This is a genomic window from Exiguobacterium sp. S22-S28 (genome assembly GCF_043359615.1).
Lineage (GTDB): Bacteria > Bacillota > Bacilli > Exiguobacteriales > Exiguobacteriaceae > Exiguobacterium_A.
Genome location: NZ_JBHFFC010000005.1, coordinates 86,638 through 109,876, shown reverse-complemented (window position 1 = coordinate 109,876; position 23,239 = coordinate 86,638). Strand labels below are relative to the sequence as shown.

23 protein-coding genes and 1 riboswitch are annotated in these 23,239 nt (G+C 48.0%); of the genes, 19 read left to right on the top strand and 4 right to left on the bottom strand.

The features are described from left to right. Positions 1-2: 2 nt before the first annotated feature. Entirely contained in the window at positions 3-494 is a 492-nt protein-coding gene (locus ACHA8N_RS01365) for a lactoylglutathione lyase family protein (RefSeq protein ID WP_026832582.1), read from the bottom strand. A gap of 106 nt (positions 495-600) precedes the next feature. Between ACHA8N_RS01365 and ACHA8N_RS01360 the strand changes: the two genes are divergently transcribed. The 4 genes from ACHA8N_RS01360 (at position 601) to ACHA8N_RS01345 (ending at position 3,646) form a co-directional block, all read left to right on the top strand. Further along, positions 601-900, top strand: a complete 300-nt coding sequence (locus ACHA8N_RS01360; RefSeq protein WP_026832583.1) for a winged helix-turn-helix transcriptional regulator — start codon at positions 601-603, stop codon at positions 898-900. A 40-nt stretch (positions 901-940) separates the two neighbouring features. Next, positions 941-1,630: a metal-dependent hydrolase gene (locus tag ACHA8N_RS01355; protein ID WP_026832584.1), complete on the top strand. Its 690-nt coding sequence runs from the start codon at positions 941-943 to the stop codon at positions 1,628-1,630. A gap of 208 nt (positions 1,631-1,838) precedes the next feature. Continuing rightward, on the top strand, positions 1,839-2,738 hold the full coding sequence (locus ACHA8N_RS01350; protein ID WP_147510829.1) for a DUF4097 family beta strand repeat-containing protein: 900 nt from the start codon (positions 1,839-1,841) through the stop codon (positions 2,736-2,738). Next, positions 2,735-3,646: an FUSC family protein gene (locus ACHA8N_RS01345; RefSeq protein WP_147510830.1), complete on the top strand. Its 912-nt coding sequence runs from the start codon at positions 2,735-2,737 to the stop codon at positions 3,644-3,646. Before ACHA8N_RS01350 ends, ACHA8N_RS01345 begins: the two co-directional genes overlap by 4 nt. Positions 3,647-3,700: 54 nt before the next feature. Here ACHA8N_RS01345 and ACHA8N_RS01340 read toward each other — a convergent pair whose 3' ends face one another. Continuing rightward, positions 3,701-5,395, bottom strand: coding sequence for an Rqc2 family fibronectin-binding protein (locus ACHA8N_RS01340; protein ID WP_147510831.1), 1,695 nt, complete (start codon positions 5,393-5,395; stop codon positions 3,701-3,703). A 167-nt stretch (positions 5,396-5,562) separates the two neighbouring features. Between ACHA8N_RS01340 and gmk the strand changes: the two genes are divergently transcribed. The 12 genes from gmk to ACHA8N_RS01280 all read left to right on the top strand — a co-directional run bounded on the left by gmk (position 5,563) and on the right by ACHA8N_RS01280 (position 18,339). Further along, positions 5,563-6,180, top strand: a complete 618-nt coding sequence (gene gmk / locus ACHA8N_RS01335) for a guanylate kinase (RefSeq protein WP_234944616.1) — start codon at positions 5,563-5,565, stop codon at positions 6,178-6,180. Position 6,181: 1 nt separating this feature from the next. Beyond that, a complete protein-coding gene (gene rpoZ / locus ACHA8N_RS01330) occupies positions 6,182-6,385 on the top strand; it encodes a DNA-directed RNA polymerase subunit omega (protein ID WP_147510832.1) in 204 nt (67 codons plus the stop codon). A 56-nt stretch (positions 6,386-6,441) separates the two neighbouring features. After that, the gene (gene coaBC, locus ACHA8N_RS01325) at positions 6,442-7,632 is read left to right on the top strand and encodes a bifunctional phosphopantothenoylcysteine decarboxylase/phosphopantothenate--cysteine ligase CoaBC (protein WP_393964501.1); all 1,191 of its coding nucleotides are present in this window, start codon (positions 6,442-6,444) and stop codon (positions 7,630-7,632) included. Then, a complete protein-coding gene (gene priA / locus ACHA8N_RS01320) occupies positions 7,629-9,953 on the top strand; it encodes a primosomal protein N' (RefSeq protein WP_393964500.1) in 2,325 nt (774 codons plus the stop codon). Before coaBC ends, priA begins: the two co-directional genes overlap by 4 nt. A 13-nt stretch (positions 9,954-9,966) precedes the next feature. Continuing rightward, complete coding sequence (gene fmt / locus ACHA8N_RS01315; protein WP_393964499.1) at positions 9,967-11,352, top strand: methionyl-tRNA formyltransferase; 1,386 nt, start codon at positions 9,967-9,969, stop codon at positions 11,350-11,352. Continuing rightward, entirely contained in the window at positions 11,349-12,677 is a 1,329-nt protein-coding gene (gene rsmB, locus ACHA8N_RS01310; protein ID WP_393964498.1) for a 16S rRNA (cytosine(967)-C(5))-methyltransferase RsmB, read from the top strand. The genes fmt and rsmB overlap by 4 nt, the downstream gene beginning before the upstream one ends. 38 nt (positions 12,678-12,715) lie before the next feature. Then, a complete protein-coding gene (locus ACHA8N_RS01305; RefSeq protein WP_147510837.1) occupies positions 12,716-13,450 on the top strand; it encodes a Stp1/IreP family PP2C-type Ser/Thr phosphatase in 735 nt (244 codons plus the stop codon). Between the two features lie 2 nt (positions 13,451-13,452). Continuing rightward, positions 13,453-15,378: a Stk1 family PASTA domain-containing Ser/Thr kinase gene (gene pknB, locus ACHA8N_RS01300; RefSeq protein ID WP_393964497.1), complete on the top strand. Its 1,926-nt coding sequence runs from the start codon at positions 13,453-13,455 to the stop codon at positions 15,376-15,378. A 32-nt stretch (positions 15,379-15,410) separates the two neighbouring features. Continuing rightward, positions 15,411-16,316, top strand: coding sequence for a ribosome small subunit-dependent GTPase A (rsgA, locus tag ACHA8N_RS01295; protein WP_147510839.1), 906 nt, complete (start codon positions 15,411-15,413; stop codon positions 16,314-16,316). Between the two features lies 1 nt (position 16,317). Next, the gene (rpe, locus tag ACHA8N_RS01290) at positions 16,318-16,974 is read left to right on the top strand and encodes a ribulose-phosphate 3-epimerase (protein WP_028106004.1); all 657 of its coding nucleotides are present in this window, start codon (positions 16,318-16,320) and stop codon (positions 16,972-16,974) included. 23 nt (positions 16,975-16,997) lie between these two features. Beyond that, positions 16,998-17,104, top strand: a riboswitch (TPP riboswitch). Positions 17,105-17,167: 63 nt separating this feature from the next. Further along, on the top strand, positions 17,168-17,731 hold the full coding sequence (gene thiT, locus ACHA8N_RS01285; protein WP_393964496.1) for an energy-coupled thiamine transporter ThiT: 564 nt from the start codon (positions 17,168-17,170) through the stop codon (positions 17,729-17,731). After that, positions 17,731-18,339: a thiamine diphosphokinase gene (locus ACHA8N_RS01280; RefSeq protein ID WP_393964495.1), complete on the top strand. Its 609-nt coding sequence runs from the start codon at positions 17,731-17,733 to the stop codon at positions 18,337-18,339. The genes thiT and ACHA8N_RS01280 overlap by 1 nt, the downstream gene beginning before the upstream one ends. A 65-nt stretch (positions 18,340-18,404) precedes the next feature. Here the strand turns inward: ACHA8N_RS01280 and ACHA8N_RS01275 are convergent, their stop codons facing one another. Together ACHA8N_RS01275 and rpmB are read right to left on the bottom strand one after the other, a co-directional pair. After that, positions 18,405-19,808, bottom strand: a complete 1,404-nt coding sequence (locus ACHA8N_RS01275; RefSeq protein WP_147510843.1) for an amino acid permease — start codon at positions 19,806-19,808, stop codon at positions 18,405-18,407. Between the two features lie 141 nt (positions 19,809-19,949). Beyond that, complete coding sequence (rpmB, locus tag ACHA8N_RS01270) at positions 19,950-20,138, bottom strand: 50S ribosomal protein L28 (RefSeq protein ID WP_012370787.1); 189 nt, start codon at positions 20,136-20,138, stop codon at positions 19,950-19,952. Between the two features lie 283 nt (positions 20,139-20,421). Between rpmB and ACHA8N_RS01265 the strand changes: the two genes are divergently transcribed. The 3 genes from ACHA8N_RS01265 (at position 20,422) to sdaAB (ending at position 23,238) form a co-directional block, all read left to right on the top strand. Next, positions 20,422-20,784 carry an Asp23/Gls24 family envelope stress response protein gene (locus tag ACHA8N_RS01265; protein WP_014970720.1) on the top strand — a complete coding sequence of 121 codons (363 nt, stop codon included), beginning with the start codon at positions 20,422-20,424 and terminating at the stop codon, positions 20,782-20,784. A gap of 25 nt (positions 20,785-20,809) precedes the next feature. Then, positions 20,810-22,483 carry a DAK2 domain-containing protein gene (locus tag ACHA8N_RS01260; protein WP_393964494.1) on the top strand — a complete coding sequence of 558 codons (1,674 nt, stop codon included), beginning with the start codon at positions 20,810-20,812 and terminating at the stop codon, positions 22,481-22,483. 92 nt (positions 22,484-22,575) lie between these two features. Continuing rightward, complete coding sequence (gene sdaAB / locus ACHA8N_RS01255) at positions 22,576-23,238, top strand: L-serine ammonia-lyase, iron-sulfur-dependent subunit beta (RefSeq protein WP_147510845.1); 663 nt, start codon at positions 22,576-22,578, stop codon at positions 23,236-23,238. The last annotated feature ends 1 nt before the right edge of the window (position 23,239 follow it).

Here is a 23,239-nt window from a genome sequence, read left to right as displayed (position 1 = left end):
GATTAATATGCTCCTTCCGAATACGTGAGTTCATACGAGTGGGAATAGAGTTCGACGAGATTGCCGAACGGATCTTCACAGTACACCATGCGGTATGGTTTTTCGCCCGGATAATATTCACGGATCGGCATCCGTTGTTTGCCGCCGTGTGCGACGATTTTTTCGACCATGCCTTCGATGTCCGGATCTTGGATGGCGTAATGGAAAATACCTGTTTTCCAGAATTCAAAGTTGTTTTCCGGCTGTTCATTGTTCGGGAACTCAAATAACTCGATCCCGACCCGGTCACCCGTCGCCATGTGCGCGATCCGGAATTTCTCCCAGCCTGCTCCGAATACATCCGTGCACATGACGCCGATCGGCGAATCATCCTCCACGACATCAGATGGTTCCATGATGATATACCAGCCCATCACCTCTGAGTAAAAAGAAATGGCTTGTTCTAAATTCGGAACGGACAGTCCGATGTGTGAAAAATTACGTGGATAGGTCATAACATCGATCTCCTTTGCATTTTGATTTACGACAACGATAACTTACGATACACTCGACTGCATAGTACGCACTTTGAAGTAACTACTTGAAGGAGAGACAGAAACAATGACGACAGAACAATTTCCAGTCAATCGGGCGCTCGCCATCATCGGCGGAAAATGGCGTCCACAATTATATTGCACGTTAGAGGACGGTCCGAAACGTTTTTTAGAGTTACAACGTGCGATTCCGGGTATTTCACGTAAAGTCTTGACCGATCAATTAAAGGAACTCGAACGGCTCGGAATGGTCGAACGGATTGAATTCGACGAAGCCGTCTTACATGTCGAGTACCGGTTGACAGACGCCGCTTACACGTTACAACCGGCGATGAAAGGTTTATGTGCGTGGGGAGAAGGGAACTAATCATTCTGTTGATATCATTAATCTCAGGAGGTTATTTCACATGAAGTTGACGTATCACGGGCAATCTACCGTCACAATCGAAACGAACGGACAACATATCGTCATTGATCCTTTTTTCAGCGGTAACGATCAAGCGATGACAAAACCGGAAGACGTCAAAGCGGATTTCATTTTGCTGACACACGCGCATGCTGATCATATGTTGGATGCAGAAGCGATTGCGAAAGCAACGGGGGCGACGATTGTCGCAACACACGAACTGGCGACCTATCTCAGTTTTAAAGGATTAAACGTCCATCCGATGAACCTCGGCGGACAGTTTGAATTTCCGTTTGGCAAGGTCAAGATGACACAAGCTTTCCATTCTTCGAGCATCATCGATGAAGAAAAGCAAACGATCACGTATATGGGGATGCCGGCCGGATTCTTATTAACAATCGAAGACAAAGTCATCTATCACGCGGGAGATACGGCACTATTTGGTGATATGGCGCTTTATGGTGCCCATTATGACATCGATCTCGCCTTCTTGCCGATTGGGGATAACTATACGATGGGACCTGAGGATGCGTTAGTTGCAGCGGACATGCTGCAGGCGAAAGCCGTCGTTCCGGTCCATTACGATACGTTTGATTTAATCAAGCAGGACGCTGAAGCGTTTTGTGCGAATCTCGAAGCGCAAGGACAGACGGGTCATGCGTTAAAAATTGACGCATCGATCGAGCTCTAACATACAGCGGGGGCTGCAACACGAAGGATCTTTGATTATCAAAACGGACACTTTTTCTGATGAAGCAGGAAGATGTGTTCGTTTTTTTGCTGTGCTCCATCTTCCGCCCGATGGCAATATGTGAACATTTTCGTATGATAGAGATGGAATGTTGACAGACGAATCCTATATTCGGAATAATGGGAGAGAATTGGATGGAGGTAAACCGATGGACGACAATACAAGCAGAACGGAACGAAAACGGAAACAATCATCATTTACACGCTTGAAGGATAAACGACGGAAAGTGGCCGCATCTTTCGACCGGATTGGGACGCGTAAACCGATCCGACGTCCGGTCATCGTGTATGGATCAGTTGTCTTAAGTCTTATCCTGTTATATACCGTGACATTATTTTTGACAACAGATTCTTTATCACGGGGAGAATCGTTTAAAACGACGAATCGGTATAAAACACTACAGATCGATGCCCCGAACGCAACGGTCACATTCGTCCGAAGCACGGACGGAAACGTTCAATTGAAGCTGATTGACAGTGCATCGAGTCAAAAACGGTTAAAAATCGGGACGTCCGGCAATACCTTGACGGTCACCGGCCGGGATGGATTCACGGCACGACTCGGCAACCGTCCAAGTGAAAAACCGGGAGATTATGCGATTCAAGTCGGCTTGCCGAGCTATATGAATCAGATCGATGTCGAAGCCGAGCGGTTAAAAGGGATGGGTCTCTTTGCCAAAACCATTCAGCTGACGGCTGAGGCGATGGAGTTAAATAAAATCGATGCCGATGAGATTACCTTGACCGGTCGAGGCGATGTGAAAGTCACCAATTTGAATGCTGTTCATGCCACAGTGACCGCTGACTCAGTTAATTTAGCAGAGTATGGCGCGAAACTCGATTTAGCGGTATCGACAATCGATGGAGCCATCCGGTTAAAACCAACAAAAGCAGCCGGAACGATTGCCGTAACGACAGAAGGGGACATCAAAGCATCAGACCGCTATACGAAACAAAAAGATGACGAAGTGGCTTTGTTTGAATTGTCCAAACAAGAAAAACCGGAAGTGACTGTCGAGAGTGAAGTCGGGCAGGTGACGCTCGAGTGAAATTTCAGTTTCGCATCGGTCTTCGGACGATAAAAACCGGAATTGCAGTCGCGATCGCGCTTAGTTTTTCGTGGTATGTGTTCGGAATTTACTCTGGGATGGGGGCCGTCGCGGCCATCGTCGCGATGCAACCAACGATTCACCGTTCGTTTAAAATCGTCTTCAATCGGATTTTAGGGACAATTCTCGGCTTAGTGTGTGGACTGGCCGTCGTCGCAACGCTCGGAGCCAATCCGTTGACGATTGGGCTTGCCGTCATCGTGTCGCTTGTGTTTAATTCGATGATTGGACGGACGGACATGTCGACGTTTGCGGCATTTGCGATTGTCTTGATGTTTGAAAGTCCGACGGCCGACTATGCGCATTATGCGCTGACCCGTTCTTTATTGACGGTCGTCGGTGTCTTATCCGCTGTCGCGGTCAACTATATCGTCTTTCCACCACACTACGAAGACCGTTTGTTGTTGTTCGTCAAAAAGACGACCAAACAATTGATGGAGGATTGGCGCAGCCTTGTCAAGGATGATTCGAAACTGCTGGCTGTTCGAAAACAAGTCTTAAAACATGAAGAAATGATCATCATGTTACAGGAAGATCAAAAATATCCACTTGTTGCAAGTGGTCAAAGTGAGGCTTTTATTCAATTGAAGCAGCTTGTGGACTTGGAAGATAAGTTGCTGTTGTTACTCGAAAGCATCGCCAGTCACCGGGACGTACCGATGGCAGAAGAACAAGAAAAAAGACTTGGACAAGAAATTGATTTTCTACTCAGTCATCATTATGATGTAATTTTTTCACATGACCGGACTCAACCGATGTTTACATTTGATGAAGAAGTCAGTGAGGCAAAGGACATCATTAATGGGCATCTGTTGGATTACCGGGAGCAACTCGAGAAAATGAAATAAAAATGTCGTCCCTGTCACTTCTTTTCAAAAGAAGCAAAGGGACGACATTTTTTCTTAAGTTGCCCGAAGAGACTGAACAAGATCAGCGTCTGGTGTGACGTAAAGCGTCGTTTGATCCGTGTAGATGACGAAACCGGGTTTAGCACCGCTTGGTTTCTTGACATAACGTAATTCGGTGAAGTCGACTGGAACCTGACTGGATTCACGTGCTTTCGAATAGTAGGCGGCAACGATTGCTGCTTCCTTTAATGTGGTCTCATCCGGTTGTTCGCTGCGGATGATGACGTGTGAACCGGGAATGTCTTTTGTATGAAGCCATGTTTCCGAACGTCGAGCAAACTTGAATGTCGCATAATCGTTTTGTTTATTGTTTTTTCCGACGAAAAACGGAATGCCGGTCGAAGACTGATACGCTTCAAGCTTCGGAACGACGGGTTTCTTTTTCTTTTTGCTCCGTTCCCGCACGTATCCTTCTTCGACGAGTTCTTCACGCATCTCACGGATATCATCCGGAGACGCGACGTCGAGTTGCGCGAGTAACGATTCAAAGTAATCAATTTCACGCTGGTTTTTCTCAAGTTGTTTGGCGACTTCAATCTTAGCCGTCTTTAGCTTATTGTAGCGTTTGTAATACCGTTGGGCGTTCTCGTTTGGTGAGAAGCGGGGATCAAGAGTGATTGTAATTTCTTTCCCGTCTTCATCATAATAATCGACGACTGTCGCTTCTTTCATACCGCGTTCAAGCTGGTACAGGTAAGTTGTCAACAGTTCCCCTTTGTGTTTCAGTTCATCCATCTTTTCCGTTGCGGCGAGATCACGTTCGAGCTTAGTTCGTTTGAGAATGTTTTTATCGTATTCACTTTTAATGAACCGTTCGACATCCGCTGCCTGCTGTTTCACTCGGTCCCGATTGGATTTCTGATGGAAAAAAGCATCGAGGACCTCGCCGCTCGTAGTGAAGGTTTTTTCATCGACGATTTCCCCGTGATGCAATGCGACGGGAGAAAATCGTTCTTTCCCATTCGCAAGGCGTTGGAAATAATAAGGCCCCGTCAATTCACCAAGAACGGATTGAATGGCCTGAGTGAGTGACGTCCGGTTTGCGAGACCAGCCCGGTGAACGATTTCTGCCGTAAGTTGGGGCGAGAAACCACTGAATAAACTCAGTAATTGACGATCGAGTTTTCCCGCATTCCAGTCAATCCGGTGAAGGGTCTTCTCGATGTCTCCAGTTAAGGGATCGACCTTATCTTGTTCCGGCGGCAACTGGTATTGGACCCCCGGCATGATTGTCCGAAACGTATTTTGACTGAGTGGAAGATGCTTGATGGCATCCAAAATTTTATCCTGTCCATCGGTTAACAGGATGTTGGAATGGCGTCCCATCAGTTCGATATATAGTTTTTTCGCTTCTTCATCACCGAGTTCATTACGTGAGCGGACGCGCATCAGAATGACCCGGTCTCGTCCCAGCTGTTCAATCGATTCGATGAAGCCACCTTCGAGATGTTTCCGGAGCATCATACAGAACATCGGCGGTTCGCTCGGATTGCTTGTTGACTCTGCTGTCAGATGAAGGCGGGCATACATGGCGTTCGCTGATGCGAGTAACATCACATTTTTCCGTTCCGCCCGAACGCTGAAAATTAAATCGAGTGCATACGGTTGATGTATTTTATTGATACGAGCTCCGACGAGCGGTTGGAGTTCGCGGACGACCCGTGTCGTCATTAGTCCATCAAAAGCCATGATATTACCTTCTTTCTTGATTTCGTTTCCACTTTCTAAAGGTAACAGAAAGTGCATGGATATGGTATGATTAAGCAGTCGAGCTGAAAAGACCACTTGCGAACTTCCTGTCTCTACTGCTAATATGAAACAATGTGAAGTTTGTTAGATGGAGGGGTTCTGAAGTGATTTTTAAAGAGCGTGGCTTATTACTCGTATTATCTGGTCCAAGCGGTGTTGGTAAAGGAACAGTTTGCCGGGCATTACGTGAAGATGAGGACAACAATTTACATTATTCCGTGTCATGTACGACACGAAAACCACGTGAAGGAGAAGTGGACGGTGTCCATTATTTCTTCAAGACACGTGAAGAATTCGAAAGCATGATTGCCAACAATCAATTGTTGGAGCACGCGGAATTCGTTGGAAATTATTATGGAACACCTGTCGAATGGGTCAATAAGATCTTGGATGAAGGAAAAGATGTCATCTTAGAAATTGAAGTGCAGGGTGCGATGCAGGTCAAGGAACATTTTCCTGAGGCTGTTTTTCTGTTCTTGGCGCCGCCAAGTCTACAGGAACTCCGCAATCGCCTCGTCGGACGTGGGACGGAATCGGAAGAAGTCATCAAACAACGTCTTCTCGTCGCTAAAGAAGAGATTGAAATGATGGATGCTTACGACTATGTCGTGACGAACGATGAAATTCATAAAGCATGTGACAGAATTCAAGCCATCGTCACAGCAGAACATTGTAGCCGGGAACGCGTTGCGTCCTTGTATAAAAAAGCCATGGAGGTCAAATAACATGTTATATCCATCAGTAGACAAGCTTCAAAAGACAATTCCTTCAAAGTACACAATCGTGACGGTCGCAGCGAAACGGGCGCGTCAACTCCAAGACGGGAAACGCCTGAAAGTCGCGAACCCGAAATCATACAAACCAGTCGGGAAAGCACTCGAAGAACTCTTTTCTGGTGAAGTCGTGGTTACGAACCAACCGCAAGACTAATTTTGAAGCAGCCACTCCTCATTGTGGCTGTTTTTTTCAATAAGGAGGAACTCATCATGCTAACGAATCGAAAAATCCTTTTGTGTGTTGGAGGAGGCATCGCCTCGTATAAAGCGGCGGCCTTAGCTTCAAAACTGGTTCAGGCGGGAGCGAGTGTTCAAGTCGCCATGACGAAGAATGCCCAACAATTCGTTGGGAAAACGACGTTTGCGGCACTAACACGCAAGCCGGTCTATGATGATGTCTTCATCGAACATGATGCATCTAAAATTGCCCACATTGATTTAGCGGATGAAGCCGATTTGATTGTCGTGGCACCCGCAACAGCCAATTTAATCGCAAAACTCGCTCACGGAATCGCGGATGACTTCATCACGACGACGATTTTGGCAGCAACCTGTCCCGTCGTCGTTGCGCCGGCGATGAATGTCAATATGCTCGAACATCCGGCGACGGTGCGAAACATGGAACGGCTGATGGCAGACGGAGTCCAGTTAATCGCCCCGGGAGTCGGAAACTTGGCATGCGGCTGGGTCGGAAAAGGCCGGTTGCCTGAACCGGAAGAACTTGTCGAAACATTATCCGGTTTGTTTCAAGTCAAACCACTTGTAGATCGACATGTCCTGATCAGTGCCGGACCGACCGTCGAACGTATTGATCCGGTTCGTTATTTGACAAACGACTCATCCGGTAAGATGGGTATTGCGCTTGCTGAAGCCGCCCGTGATGCCGGTGCGACCGTCACACTCGTCCACGGTCCGATCCGTGAGACTTTGCCGGCCGGTATGACAACGATTGCTGTCGAATCCGGAGACGAGATGCTCGAGGCGATGTTAGCAGTGTATGACAAGCAAAATCTTGTCATCATGGCAGCGGCGGTGGCGGATTACCGTCCGACCATTCAGTACGACCGGAAGCAGAAAAAAATCGATGGACCTTTACGAATTGAACTGGAAGAGACTACAGACATCTTACGGACGCTCGGCGAACGTAAAACACAGCAGATTCTTGTTGGGTTTGCCGCTGAAACGGAAAATCTGGAGAAACATGCCCAGCAAAAATTGGTGCGGAAGAAGGCTGATTTTATCGTAGCCAATGACGTATCCCGAGCAGATATTGGTTTTTCAAGCAATGAAAATCAAGTGACGGTTTACGGAAAAAATCAAGAAACTGTTCATTACGATCAACAGTCAAAGACACAGTTGGCTGTGGAATTGATTAAACAATTTACCGAGGCCATACGATGATTGCGGAAGTTATCGTCGACGTTGCCGCGGCAACGGTCGATCGTCCGTTTGATTATGAAGTTCCGGAACTTTGGCAAAATCTCGTCGTTCCCGGTATGCGTGTCGAAGTTCCATTCGGACCAAGGGCATTACTTGGAATCGTTGTCGGAGTCAAGCCGGAATCGGAACTGGACCGCATCAAGCCAATTGTCCGGGTACTTGACGAAACCCCGACCTATACGGAAGAGTTGCTCCGTTTGTCGTCTTATCTATCTGAAACGACACTATGTTATCAGGCGACTGCGCTTCTTGCGATGTTACCTGCTGCTCTGAAAGTCAGCTATGATAAACTGATTTTGACGGAAAGTCCGAAATGGGCAAACTGGAATCATAAGAAAATTAGCCAGTTTCCGAGTGAAGTCCAACAAAAGATTTTATTAGCTGCGCAAACAGGAGACATACACCTTCAACCGGTCGTCAAAGAAAAAAAGACGTCCAAAACCGATAAGCGAATCCGGTTACTGGACGCAACGATTGAATTATCAAAACAAGCAACAAAACAGATGATGCTTCGGGAACACCTGCTGGAACGACCGGAAGTGCTGTGGAGTGAAGTCATGCATGAACTTGACTTAACGGTCAGCATTCTGAACAGTCTCGAGAAAAAAGGTGTGATTACGGTTGAAACGATTGACGTGAACCGTAATCCGTACGAACATCTGGTTCAAGATATTTTTGTTCCTTCCACATTGACGACGCATCAGCAGGATGCTGTCGACGCCATTACGGCACCGGATGAGACAAACACGTTTTTACTGCACGGGGTGACCGGAAGCGGAAAAACAGAAGTGTATTTAGAATCGATTCACACGATGCTTGAACGGGGACGGCAAGCTATCCTGCTCGTACCGGAAATCAGTTTAACGCCGATGATGGTCAAACGGTTTAAAAGACGGTTTGGTGAACGGGTTGCTGTTCTGCACAGCGGTCTGTCCTTAGGCGAAAAATATGATGAATGGCGGAAAATTGCTCAAGGTGAAGTAGAGGTCGTCGTCGGAGCACGTTCGGCGATTTTTGCTCCACTGACGAACATTGGTCTCATTATTTTGGATGAGGAGCATGAAACAACCTATAAACAAGAAGAAAATCCGCGGTACCACACACGGGATGTCGCGACGTGGCGGGCCGCGTATCATCGCTGTCCTGTCGTGCTCGGCAGTGCGACGCCAATTCTTGAGACGTATGCACGTGCCCAAAAAGGGGTATACCGCTATTTGCCGTTGACCGAACGGTTTGGAGGCGAACTGCCTCCGGTCGATATCATTGATATGCGAAAAGAACTGGAACGCGGCAACCGAACTCCATTCAGTCTGCCGCTCATCGAAGGCATAAAACAACGGATTGAACGCGGGGAACAGACGGTTTTACTATTAAATCGCCGAGGGTATACGACGTTCGTTCTTTGTCGGGACTGTGGGGAAACACTTCAGTGTCCGCACTGTGCCGTCAATTTGACCTACCACCAGCAGCAAGATTGTTTGAAGTGCCATTACTGCGGATTTGAAGCGGCGATGCCGAAAACCTGTCCTTCCTGCGAATCCCAAAAGATTCGTCAATTCGGTACCGGTACACAAAAAATTGAAGAAGAATTGTCCCATTTGATTCCGGAAGCTAAAATCATCCGAATGGATCAAGATACCACGTCCCGTAAAGGGGCTCATGAGAAGTTGCTGAATGCCTTTGAACGGGGAGAAGGCAATATTTTGCTCGGGACACAAATGATTGCGAAAGGACTCGATTTTCCTAACGTGACACTTGTTGGTGTCATCGCGGCGGATGCCACTCTCGGAATTCCCGATTTTCGTGCCAGTGAACGAACGTTTCAACTGATCACACAGGTTTCGGGGCGTGCCGGTCGTGGAATCCTTGCCGGACAATCGATTATCCAAACGTATAATCCGGAGCATTACGTCATCCAAACTGCAAAGCGGCATGATTATGAAGCATTTTATCAGCGGGAAATGCAATTACGAAAACTCGGGGGGCATCCACCGTTCTGGTTTTTGGGGCTGGTGACCGTCTCGGCGGCACACCCACTCGAAGCCCAGGCGGAAGCCGAGGCAGTGGCGGATCAACTCCGCCATCTGGAATCAGATGATTTGGTCATCAATGGACCGCTCGAAGCCCCGCTGGCACGGCTGAAAAATATGTATCGATATCAAGTGATTTTGAAACATAAAGGACAGGAAGAAGTCCGGGAGGCGCTCCGGGCGATGCTTGCGTTACGCATCAAACAAAAAGTCCAAGTAACAGTGGATCTGAATCCATTTGTATTTATGTGAGGTGGCAAAAATTATGTATAAAGTAGTAGAGGTACCAAACGATGTGTTGCGTCAAACATGCCAACGGGTCACAAAATTTGATAAAAAACTCGGGAAGATGATTGACCGGATGTTCGATACGATGTACGAATATGACGGGGTTGGACTGGCGGCCCCGCAGATCAATCAGCCGATTCGTGTAGCGGTCGTTCATACAGATGACGAGACGGGACCAATCGAGCTGATCAATCCGGAAATCATCGAAGCAAGTGGTTCACAAATCGACGATGAAGGGTGTCTGAGCATGCCGGGTATTTTTGGACCTGTCGAGCGATTCGAACAGATTGTCGTCAAATCGCAGGATCGTCTGGGACGGAGTGTCAAAATCAAGGCAACCGGATTTTTTGCACGTGCGATTCAGCACGAGATGGATCATTTGGACGGTGTCTTATTTACGGATAAACTGGTCGACACTTCACGATCAACGCGTATTGTCTTCATGGGGACACCGGAGTTCGCCGCGAATACGCTCCGTGAAGTCATCGATGCCGGATATGATGTCGTTGGTGTTGTTTCGCAACCGGATAAACCAGTCGGGCGAAAACGTGAAATCAAGCCAACACCGGTCAAGGAAGTTGCGCTTGCGCATGACATTCCGGTACTGCAACCGGTTAAAATCCGTGAAGACTATCAAGAACTGCTCGACCTGAAACCGGATTTGATCATCACGGCCGCTTACGGTCAAATTGTTCCGTCAGCTGTACTCGAAGCACCCCGGTACGGTGCGATTAACGTTCATGCTTCCTTGTTGCCGAAATACCGTGGCGGTGCACCGATTCATCAGGCAATCATCGATGGTGAAACGGAAACCGGTGTGACGATCATGTATATGGTCGATAAGCTGGATGCGGGTGATATGTTGTCAAAAATCATTGTCCCGATTGAAGAACGCGATACAGTCGGATCGATGTTCGACAAACTCAGTGCAGCCGGTGCAAGATTATTAATCGAAACGTTACCACAGTTGATTGCCGGAACGTTGACGGCAGAAGCTCAACAGGAAGAGAATGTCACGTTCTCCCCGAACATCAGCCGGGAACGCGAACGGTTGGACTTTTCGCGACCAGGTGAAGACTTGTACAATCAAATCCGCGGAATGAATCCATTTCCAAGTGCGTATACGATGCTTGGTGCTGATCGCCTGAAAGTCTACTTTGCGGAAAAGGTGTCCGGTCGCGGAGCGGCTGGAGAAATCATTGCTCTTGAAGCGGACGGTCCGGTCATTGCGACAGGTTCAGACACTGCCTTGAAATTGGTGGATGTTCAGCCGGCAGGAAAAAAACGAATGGATGGTGCGACGTTTATGCGCGGTGTCGGACAAACTTTGACGATTGGACAGAAAGTGGGCGATGACGCATGAATGTCAGAGATGCAGCAGTAACGACCTTATTGAAAATTGGACAAGGTGGAGCATTCTCGACGATCTCGGTTCACCAAATGCTTGAAAAACGAGCCATCTCAAAGGCCGACATCGGTTTATATACGGAACTGGTCTACGGAACACTCAGTCGGGAATTGACACTTGATTACATTTTGGCACCGTTTCTGGCCTCACAAAAAAAATTAGAGCCATTTATGCGTCCGTTGTTACGCATGAGCGTCTATCAACTGTTTTATTTGGACCGGATTCCGGATCACGCGGTCATCAATGAAGCGGTCGAGATTGCGAAGACCCGGGGGAAACCGCATATTGCCAAAGTCGTCAATGGTGTACTGCGCAACGTGTTGCGAAAAGGAAAACCGGACTTTTCTATAATTTCATCCGTTGTCGAGCGGATCAGTATTGAAACGAGTCATCCGGTCTGGCTTGTCTCGCGTTGGATGGAACTGTTCGGAGAAGACGAGACATGGCAGATGTGTCGATTGAACAATGAACCGGCACCTGTCACGGTACGCGTCAACCGGACACGTACCGACAGACAAGAAGCGGTTAAGTTGTTAGAAGAACAAGGTGTCATCGCCAAACCGACGCCTACTGCACCGGATGGTTTAGAAATCATCAGTGGCAGTGTCCAGCAGACGGATTTGTTGGAGCGGGGTTATCTGTCGTTACAAGATGAAAGTTCGATGCTCGTGGCACTGGCTGTCGGCGCACAACCGACAGATCACATCCTAGACAGTTGTGCCGCACCGGGTGGTAAAGCGATGCATATCGCGGAAGGATTGACGACGGGATCCTTGCAGGCACTCGATTTACATGCACACAAAGTAAAGTTGTTGCAAAAACAAGCTGACCGGCTTGGTTTACAAACCGTTCAGGCTGAAGCACTTGATGCCCGGAAAGCCGGTGAACGGTTCGAAACCGGCTCTTTTGACCGGATTTTAGTGGATGCGCCGTGTTCCGGTCTTGGTGTTATTCGCCGGAAACCAGACATCAAATGGACGAAACGACCGGAAGATTTGACACATCTACCGGTGATTCAACGGGAAATCATTGAGTCGGTTCTTCCGCTTGTCAAATCCGGGGGCACATTCGTTTATTCGACCTGTACGATTGATCCGCTTGAAAATGAACAGCAAACTGATTATATCCTCAGTCAGGGATTTGTTTTTGACGAATCGTTTAAAACACGGATGCCGGAAATCGTCCAGTCTTTAATCGGAGAACGGGCAGAACTGAAGTTATTGCCGACAACCCTTGGAACGGACGGGTTTTATATCGCCGCTTTCAGAAAAAACGATTGACGAAACAGCAGCATCAAACACGGTAGAGGAGGACGGGTATGGAGTTAGCGTATTTGACGACGACCGGCAAGGTCCGTTCAAAAAACGAAGACACGGTCTTATTAGTAGGCGATGCGAAGCAAGGGTTGGCTGTAGTCGCCGATGGTATGGGCGGTCACGCGGCCGGAGAAACCGCGAGTGCCATCGTAAGGCAGCTTTTTGCCGAAGCGTATCCCGACATGCCGAACCGCCCGATGGAATTATCTGCGTGGATCGAGCACTTGGTGAAAGAAGCCAACACACAAATTTTACATTTTTCTCAGAGCGAAAATTTATCGATTGTCGGTACGACGATGGCCTGTGTCTGTTGGTCGGATGATTTACTGGTCATTGGTCACGTAGGAGACAGTCGGGTGTATGCGTTAGAAGAAGGACGCTTGACACAACTGACGGATGACCATTCGTATGTCAACATGTTAAAACAATTAGGCGAATTGTCGGAAGCAGAGCTTGAAAATCATCCGCGACGCAACGTCATCACACGTTCAGTCGGCTCCAATGAATCTGTTGACGTGGATATTCAAGTCCGGGATGCACCGGATTATGATATCGTGTTAGTGTGCAGTGACGGTTTGTCGGATGAAGTCCCTCATGATGTCATGCAACGACTGCTTCAAGAAGACGCATCGCTTGATACAATCGTTGAACGTCTTGTAACCGAGGCAAATGACCGGGGGGGCGCAGACAATATTACAATTGCTGCAATCCGTTTTAAAGAAAGAGAGAGGATCTGAATATGCGATACGGAGATCGATTGAACGACCGCTACCGCATAGAACGGTTAGTTGGAAATGGCGGGATGGCAAACGTTTATCAGGCATATGATGAAATCTTGAACCGCATGGTGGCAATTAAAGTTTTACGCACCGAGTTTTCACATGATGAACAATTTATCCGTCGATTTGAACGAGAAGCCCATGCCGCAACAAGTTTAAACCACCCGAACATCGTTGCCGTGTATGATGTGGGAGAAGAAGAAGCGATTTATTATATCGTGATGGAATATATCGACGGTATGACACTGAAGACGTATTGTGAAGGCCGGGCATTACCGGTCACAAAAGCGATTGATATCATCAGTCAAATTTGTGATGCGATCGATCATGCCCATGCCCATCGAATCATCCATCGGGACATCAAACCGCAAAATATGCTGATTCGAGAAGACGGAACGGTGAAGGTAACCGATTTTGGAATCGCCGTCGCCATGTCGAATGCCACATTGACCCATACGATGTCTGTACTCGGATCTGTGCATTACTTTTCGCCGGAACAGGCAAAAGGAAAATTTGCAGACGAAAAATCCGATATTTACTCTCTTGGAGCAGTTCTTTATGAACTCGTGACCGGACAAGTTCCGTTTGAAGGTGATTCGCCGGTTGCGGTTGCCTTAAAACATTTACAAGATACAGCCCGTCGTCCGACGTCGTTAAACCCTGCCGTGCCACAAGCTTTAGAAAATTGTATCATGCAGGCACTTGCCAAGGCTCCTCACGATCGCCAACAGTCGGTAGCAGCATTTAAAGAAGATATGGTGACGGCAATGTCGACTGAACGTGCAAATGAAGGTATCCGTGGGGATGATCAGATGGAGCAAACGATGGTTCTCCGCCCTGTGTCGTTGCCGGATGAAATGATGGAACAAACTGCACCTGTCCCGAAAGTCGCGACGGTCACACCTAAACCGGAAAAGAAGAAGAAGCGGACTTGGTGGATCGTCTTGTTGGTACTTTTGGTGATGGGAGGAGCGGCGACGACTTTTGCGATGTGGCCCGATCCCACTGTTACGGTGCCGGATGTGACGGGAAAAGACGCAGATGCAGCGGAAACGTCGCTTGAAAAAATCGGTTTTGTCGTCGAAACGACGGAACGGGCAAGCGATACAGTAAACGAAGGACTGGTCATCAGTCAATCTCCGAGAGAACAGGCATCGGTCAAAAAAGGCTCAACAGTGGATTTGATCGTCTCGACAGGAAGCGACCCAGTCGAGGTGCCGGATGTATCGGATGAGACGGAGAAAAAAGCCATTGCCATCCTGAAGGACAGCGGATTTAAAAAAGTAGATGTTGAACGTGAAGATTCAGAAGATATCAGTCGCGGCAACGTCATTCGCCAGTCGATTTCGGCAGGAACGGAAGTCATTGCAAAAGAACAGACCATTACCATTACCGTCTCAAACGGATCATCGACGTTTGTGTTAAAAGATTTGACTGATTTATCGAGTGACGATGCCAAAGCATATTTGGATAAAATGGGTCTTGATGGAACATTTGAGCAAGAGTACTCAAGCGACGTTAAACTTGATCAAGTCATTCGACAGTATCCACAGGCGGGTGCTCAGGTGGAACCGAACGATTCCGTCACCGTCTTTATTTCTCGCGGGGAAGAAGAAAAAACCGTGACAGCGACTTTCCCGGAAAAAGTAGTCTATGACGGGGTTAGTGAGGACGAAGAACCTGCTCCGCGCCAAATTGTTCGGATCGAGACGGAAGATGCGAAAGGAAAGCGAACGGTTATCGAAGAATCGATTGATCAAGATGAGACATTTGATGTTCCGTTGACGATTGATCCCGGTGACGAAGGCAAGATTACGATTTACAAAGATGATGAAGTGTACCGGGCAAAAACGATTACGTATAATCAGGCAAAATCACAAGAGTAAGCAGCGTTATGCTGAAAAAAGGAGTGCACAGGATGGCAGAAAGTCGAATCGAAGAAAACCGGGACGGGACGATTATTCGTCTGCAGGGTGGATTTTATGATGTCATGACACCTCAAGGAGAAATTCGGTCACGCGCACGCGGTAATTTCAGAAAACGTGGGATCAGTCCTGTCGTAGGCGATGAGGTTGTGTTACACATCGAAAGTGAGACCGGCTACATCTTGGAAGTAAAGGAACGTCAAAATTTCTTGGTCCGACCACCGGTTGCGAATATCGATCAAGCGCTACTGGTTGTCTCAGCGGCGGAACCCGATTTTTCTGCCCATCTGCTTGACCGGTTTCTTGTACTGATTGAAGCGAAGGACATCCAACCGATCATTATTTTAACGAAAATGGATCTGTTGCAAGGGACAACCGAACAGGCGGTAAAAGAAGCTATCGCGGCGTACCGAAAAATCGGCTACCCCGTCGTTGAGACTTCGAGCGAGACGCTTGTCGGAGTGGAGCTCGTCCGCCCCTTGCTGAAAGATAAGACCAGCGTACTGGCGGGACAATCCGGTGTCGGGAAAAGTTCGTTGCTCAATGCGCTCGAACCCTCATTGGCTCTTGAGACGAGTCATATTTCGAAGTCACTTGGACGCGGTCGACATACGACACGTCATGTCACCTTGATTCCGCTCGGTGAAGGGTTGATCGCAGATACACCAGGTTTTTCAAATCTCGATTTCCCGCATGAAATGGAACTCGAAGAATTGCGTTGGTGTTTTCCTGAATTCGTCGCTTTGCAAGACGACTGTAAATATCGGGGATGTCTGCATTTGAATGAACCGGGATGTGCCGTCAAAGAATCGGTTGAAGCGAACGAAATCATGCTCTCACGGTATACGAATTATGGTATGTTTGTAGAGGAAATCAAGAATCGAGCCCGGAGGTATTGAGATGATTAAAATTGCACCATCAATCTTATCAGCAGATTTTGCAAACTTGGAGCGGGACGTCAAAGCCGTCGAGGCGGCAGGCGCCGACTATATTCATTTTGATGTCATGGATGGTCAGTTTGTCCCGAACATTTCCTTTGGTTTACCGGTCTTAAGCAGTTTACGCCAAAAAACAGACATGGTTCTCGACGTTCATTTAATGATTGATCGGCCGGAAAACTTTGTGGAAGCTTTTGTTGCAGCAGGTGCTGACATCGTGACCTTCCATGTTGAGGCGACGAACCATGTGCATCGTGTCCTCCAGCAAATCAAAGCAGCGGGTGCGAAGGCGGGGGTTGTTCTGAACCCGCATACACCGCTGACGACGATTGAACATGTCTTAGAAGAGGTCGATATGGTCTTGTTGATGACGGTTAATCCTGGATTTGGCGGTCAAGCCTTCCTGCCGGGTGTCATGACGAAACTGAAGCAACTTGCAGACCTAAAGGCAGAGCGTGGGCTGACATTTGAAATTGAAATTGATGGTGGTGTGAATGCGGAGACAGCGAAGCTGTGCATCGAAAACGGGGCGAACGTCCTTGTTGCCGGATCCGCCATTTACAATGCACCCGATTATACGGAAGCAATCACTAGTATTCGCAGTGCCGCTCACGTATAATAAAAAGGCAAACAAAACTTAATGAAGACCGCAAGGGGTGTCGCGTCAAGCGGCTGAGAGAAGTGATTGGACTTTAACCCTTCGAACCTGTTCCGTTCAGACGGACGTAGGGATGTGGCGCACGCAGGCAGTACGGCGTCCGTCGTACTGCCTTTTTGCCGTCCTGCGATTTTATTTTTAGGAGGAAACAAGTATGAAACGGCTACAAATGTTAATGGAAATTGCAATTTTTGCAAGTCTCGGGGTGGTATTTGATTTATTGATTCCCTTTAAGATGCCCCAAGGAGGTTCTGTCAGCTTAGCGATGCTGCCGATTTTTGTGATGGCGTTCCGTCACGGCGTCGTGGGTGGTGTCGTGACAGGAGCTCTCGTCGGAACGATTCAGCTGATGTTCGCGCCGCAAATCTTGACGGTCGTCCAACCGTTGCTCGATTATACGATTGCATTTGGTGTTGTTGGACTGAGTGGTTTATTTGCCCGTCAAGTCAAAAAGGCGGCAGCGGCTGGGAAAAACGGACGTTTGATGGCCATCGTTTTGATGGCAACGTTCCTTGGTGCCGGATTACGGTATGTCTGCCATGTCATCAGTGGAATCGTCTTCTTTGCTGAATACGCGGAAGGTAGTCCGGTCGTACCGTACTCCTTGATTTACAATGCGACGTACATGGTTCCATCGTACCTGTTATGCGGCATTGTCGCAGGGCTCTTATTCACGACGGCGCCACGACTCCTCCGGTACTCGGCGCGAGGTGTCTGATGCGCGCTGTAATCGTCGCAGCAGGACCGGTCGAGGACGTACCGTCCCTGACGCCGTTTATCGATGAGAATACGGTGGTCATCGCTGTCGACGGCGGTGTCGCTACGCTAGTGCAACAAGGTCTCACGTTTGACTTGGCAATCGGGGACTTTGATTCGCTCGGATATACGCCGGAAGGGGCGGTGATTCATCCGGCTGAAAAAGATGAAACCGATTTAGAACTCGCTTTGCGTCATGTCAGCGAACGGTATGAAGTGACGGACGTGTTGATTTTCGGGGCGACAGGTGGTCGACTGGATATGACCCTGCAAAACGTCTATCTATTGAAACAGTTCCCGACAGCGCGTCTTATGACGAAGCGCGAAGAGGTGCGTTTCTTACAGGAAGGACATTATCAAATCAAGGCGGATCAGTATCATTACCTGTCCTTCATCCCACTCGTTCCGACGCGTTTGACGCTTCGAGGTGTCAAGTATCCGCTGACCGATCATGACGTGCCCGTCGGCGGTTCCTTAACCGTCAGCAATGAATGGACGGATCAGCAGATCGCCGATGTCACGGTCCACACGGGTGAAGTAATCGTATTACGAAGTCTGGCTGATCAATAAAAAATGACTAAAAAAGAACGTGACGGCCAGGGAATCAATCCCGAAGCCGGTCACGTTCTTTTTGATTATGGCTCTAAGGTCGAACTGGCTGCTTGTCGTTCCGTTTGGGCAGCGAGATGTTTTCCTTTGACGAACCAATGATAAGACGCCCATGTCAAGAGGAAGAAGGGGACACCGATATATAAGGCGATCCGTTGATCCGCTTGGAAGGCAAGACTGATCAGGACAAGCATGTTTAAAGAAAACGAGATGATCGGTAAGACCGGGAAGAACGGTGTTTTGAACTTCAACTCGCTAACAGAGTGTCCGTCCTTGATGAATTGGCGACGGAAGGCGATCTGTGAAGCAGAAATCGAAATCCATCCGACCTGCGCCCCGAGTCCTGCGAGTGACAACAACCAGATGAAGACGGTGTCTTCCGCAAAAAAGGCGGTCAGGAGTGATAACATGGCGAATAACATCGTAAAGCACAACGCCCGCATCGGCACACCCCGCGAATTGACGATTGCCAGTTTTTTTGAGATCATGCCTTCTTGTGACATCGACCATAACATCCGTGTCGCCGCATACAATCCTGAGTTTCCGACGGATAATAGGGCAGTCAAGACAACGATGTTCATCAAGTCAGCCGCATAAGGAATTCCGATGGCATCAAATACCATGATGAACGGACTGCTGATTCCGCTTGCTGTTTCATAGGGAATCAAGGCACCGACGATTGTGATCGAGAGGACAAAAAAGATGAATGTTCGCCAGACGGTATTACGGATGGCTTTTGGAATTGATTTTTCGGGGTCGTTTGACTCGCCTGCAGCGACACCAATCAATTCCGTACCTTGAAACGCAAAGTTAACGGCGATCATTGTCGTCAACACCCCAATAGCACCATTCGGAAATAATCCATTTGAGGTAAAGTTGGCGAACAAACTCTCCGGACGGGCTGCCGTCATATCAATCCAGCCAAACCAAGCGGCTCCCCCGAGCACGATGAAAAAGAGAATGGCGAGAACTTTCAGACTCGAAAACCAAAATTCAGCCTCCCCAAAGGCTTTTGCAGATATAGCATTGAGACCAAACAAAATGATGGTAAAGATAGCACACCAAATGACGATGGGTGTATCCGGAAACCATCGATCCATCAGACTTCCGGCTGCCGTAATTTCGAGTGCTACCGTGACAGCCCAACCGAGCCAGTAAATCCAACCGACCGCAAAACCGATGCCTGGTCCGATGAACCGTGTCGTATACGTCTGGAATGATCCGGAGACCGGCATATGGACGGCCATTTCTCCTAAACATAACATCGTCAGATACATGATGGTCCCACCCACGATGTAACTGAGTACTGCCCCGAGCGGTCCAGCTTGTGATATCGTCAATCCGGAACCGAGGAACAGTCCCGTTCCGATGATGCCGCCGAGCGAAATCATGAAGAGATGCCGGCTTGTCATTTCTCTTTTTAACTGCATGTTGACCCTTCCCCCTTGAAAAAAATAACTGCTCACTCATTGTAAGCGTTTTCAATTATTCAGACAATTAGTTTAGAAGAAAAATAAAAAAAGAACAAAAAAAAGAACCGGAAGGGAAGATTCCCATCCGGTTACTGCGCCTTATACGCGTTCGACTTTACCTGATTTGAGCGCTCGAGCTGAAACCCAAACCTTTTTAGGTTTACCGTCAACGAGAATACGTACTTTTTGTACGTTGATTCCCCAAGTGCGTTTCGTTTTGTTCAATGCGTGTGAACGGTTGTTTCCCGACTTCGGCGATTTCCCAGTAACGTAGCATTTACGTGCCATGTGTTCCGCCTCCTTTTATGTTGTTTTGCGTTCGTCCTAATAGACACTTTGCTATCTTAGCATGCTGTTAAGACGGTTGCAACATAAAAAAAGTAGCTGACAAGAAAAAAACTTGACAGACAACCTCAAAATTTAAAATAATATATGAGGATGATGGTAAAAGTTCATTTGACCGCTACTATTTTTCACATATTCATTGTATAGTCAGTACGGCGACTTTTCAATAGTAGGTCCTTATAGTAGAATTATGAGAAGAACACAATTAATAAAGGGGGCTACTCAAGTGGCGATCGAGATGAAAACGACTTATGGAAAAATTGATGTAGACAATGATGTCGTTGCGCAACTTGCAGGCGGAGCGGCAATGGAATGTTTTGGTGTCGTTGGTATGGCATCCCAGTCGCAAATCAAAGACGGACTGGCTGAACTGCTCAAACGTGAAAACTTTGCGCGTGGCGTTATCGTTCGACAAGCGTCGGAACAGGTTCATATCGATATGCATATCATCGTGAGTTACGGTACAAAAATTTCAGAAGTCGCAAACAATGTCCAGAGCCGTGTGAAATACTCACTCAGCCAGGCACTTGGTTTAGAAGTAACATCTGTGAATATTTTTGTCCAAGGAGTCCGCTTGACGAATGTCTAAGGCGGGAATAGAGGAGGAAACTTTAGTGAGCGTAGATCGTTTAACAGGAGCGCAACTGGTCAAGATGATCCAGAACGGCGCAGCGAATCTCTATCAAAATGCGGATTTCGTTGATTCGCTGAACGTTTTTCCGGTCCCAGATGGTGACACGGGAACCAACATGAATTTGACGATGACTTCGGGTTCAAAGGAAGCATCGAAAACAACATCCGATTCTGTCTCAGAAGTTGCCACGGTGTTTGCACGTGGTCTTTTAATGGGCGCACGAGGAAATTCAGGTGTTATCTTAAGTCAATTGTTCCGCGGTTTCTCAAAATCAATCGAAGGAAAAGAAACGATCGATACACAGGAATTTGCGGATGCCTTACAAAAAGGAGTCGACACAGCCTATAAAGCGGTCATGAAACCGGTAGAAGGAACAATTTTGACGGTGGCACGCGAGACGGCTGTTGCAGCCATTGCCCAATCAGAAACGACGACGGATTTACTCGAGTTGATGCGCGGTATCGTCGAAGCATCAAAAGTATCACTCGAAGGCACACCGGATTTACTGCCTGTACTTAAAGAAGTCGGCGTCGTCGACTCCGGCGGTCAAGGACTCGTCTGCATTTATGAAGGATTCCTCGCGACACTTGAAGGCAAAGAGTTAGAGAAGCCCCACGCGCCGGTCATGGAAGCGCTCGTCGAAGCAGAGCATCATAAATCGGCTCAGAGCTTCATGTCGACAGAAGAAATCCATTACGGTTACTGCACGGAAATCATGGTTCGTTTCCAAGACGATAAATTGGCGGACACACCATTCAGTGAAGAAGCATTCCGCAATGAATTGGCGGAATTCGGTGATTCCTTACTCGTCGTCGCAGACGAAGAATTGTTGAAAGTCCATGTTCACGTTGAAACACCGGGCGAAGTCATCACCAAAGGACAACGTTTTGGTGAACTTGTAGCGGTCAAGATTGAAAACATGCGTCAACAGCATTCGACGATTCTTGAAGAAGAGGGCGTTAATCAAGTGGCCGCCCCGGTTGCAAAAAAAGCAAAAGCCCAGTCGGCACTTGTCACAGTAGCGATGGGCGAAGGGATCAGTGAGCTCTTCAAATCGCTCGGCGTCAGTGTTGTCATCGAAGGCGGACAAACGATGAACCCGTCAACGGAAGACATTGTCAAAGCCATTGAGGATGCGCACGCGGAACACGTTTATGTCTACCCGAACAACTCAAACATCATCATGGCGGCAGAACAAGCGGCATCGGTTGCGTCTTGTGGTGTAACTGTCGTGAAATCGAAGACAGTTCCCCAAGGATTGGCGGCGACGATCGTCTACAATCCGGAAGCGACCGTCGAAGAAAACGAACGGCATATGATGGATGCAATCGCAGCCGTCAAATCCGGTCAAGTGACATATGCCGTCCGTGATACAAGCATTGATGGTGTCGAGATTAAAAAAGACGATCACATGGCGATTGCCGAAAAACAAATTATCGCAACGGATCGTTCGAGTCTTGGTGCTGTCAAGAAATTGGTTGATACACTGGTTACACCAGACGATGAGATCATCACTGTCTTGTTCGGTGAAGGTGTGGCTCAAGAAGAAGTCGACGAACTGGTCGCCTATATCGAATCAGTCAACCCGGACGCAGAAGTAGAAGTGCACGATGGCAAACAGCCGCTCTACTCGTATATCTTAAGCGTCGAATAATATAAAACGTGAACGTACCTTTTCACACATCCCACCATCTGCGATAATAGAGGTGGGATTTTTGTTTGATTTGGAAAGAGAGGGGAAAAAAGATGAAGTACCGAAGTGTATTTGATATCATCGGTCCGATCATGGTCGGACCATCCAGTTCGCATACGGCAGGGGCGGCGCGAATCGGATTAATGGCAGGGAAATTGTTTGGTGAACAGCCAACGGATATTACGATTACGTTTTATGGGTCATTTGCCGACACGTACCGGGGACACGGAACAGACGTCGCCATCATCGGCGGCGTTCTCGGCTATGATACGTTTGACGACCGGATTCCGGAATCGATTAAGATTGCGGAACAACAAGGAATCCGGATTCATTTTGAAACAAGCGAAGCGCTGACAGACCATCCGAATACGGCACGCGTTCATTTGACGGATGGACAGGCGGAATTTGAGTTGGTAGGCATCTCGATTGGCGGGGGAACGATTGAGATTACCGAACTGAACGGAGTACCATTACGTTTGTCCGGCGGAGGTCCCGCATTGATCGTCTTGCATCATGACCGCTTCGGGGCAATTGCGGCAGTCACGAGCATCTTGGCCGATTATGAAATCAACATCGGACACATGGAAGTATCGCGTCATGAAAAAGGTAAGCAGGCATTAATGGCCATTGAAATCGATGACCGGATGCCAACTGCCGTACTTGAAGAAATTAACCGGTTACCACAAGTCGAGCGTTCTGTCATGATGGGAGAGTGAA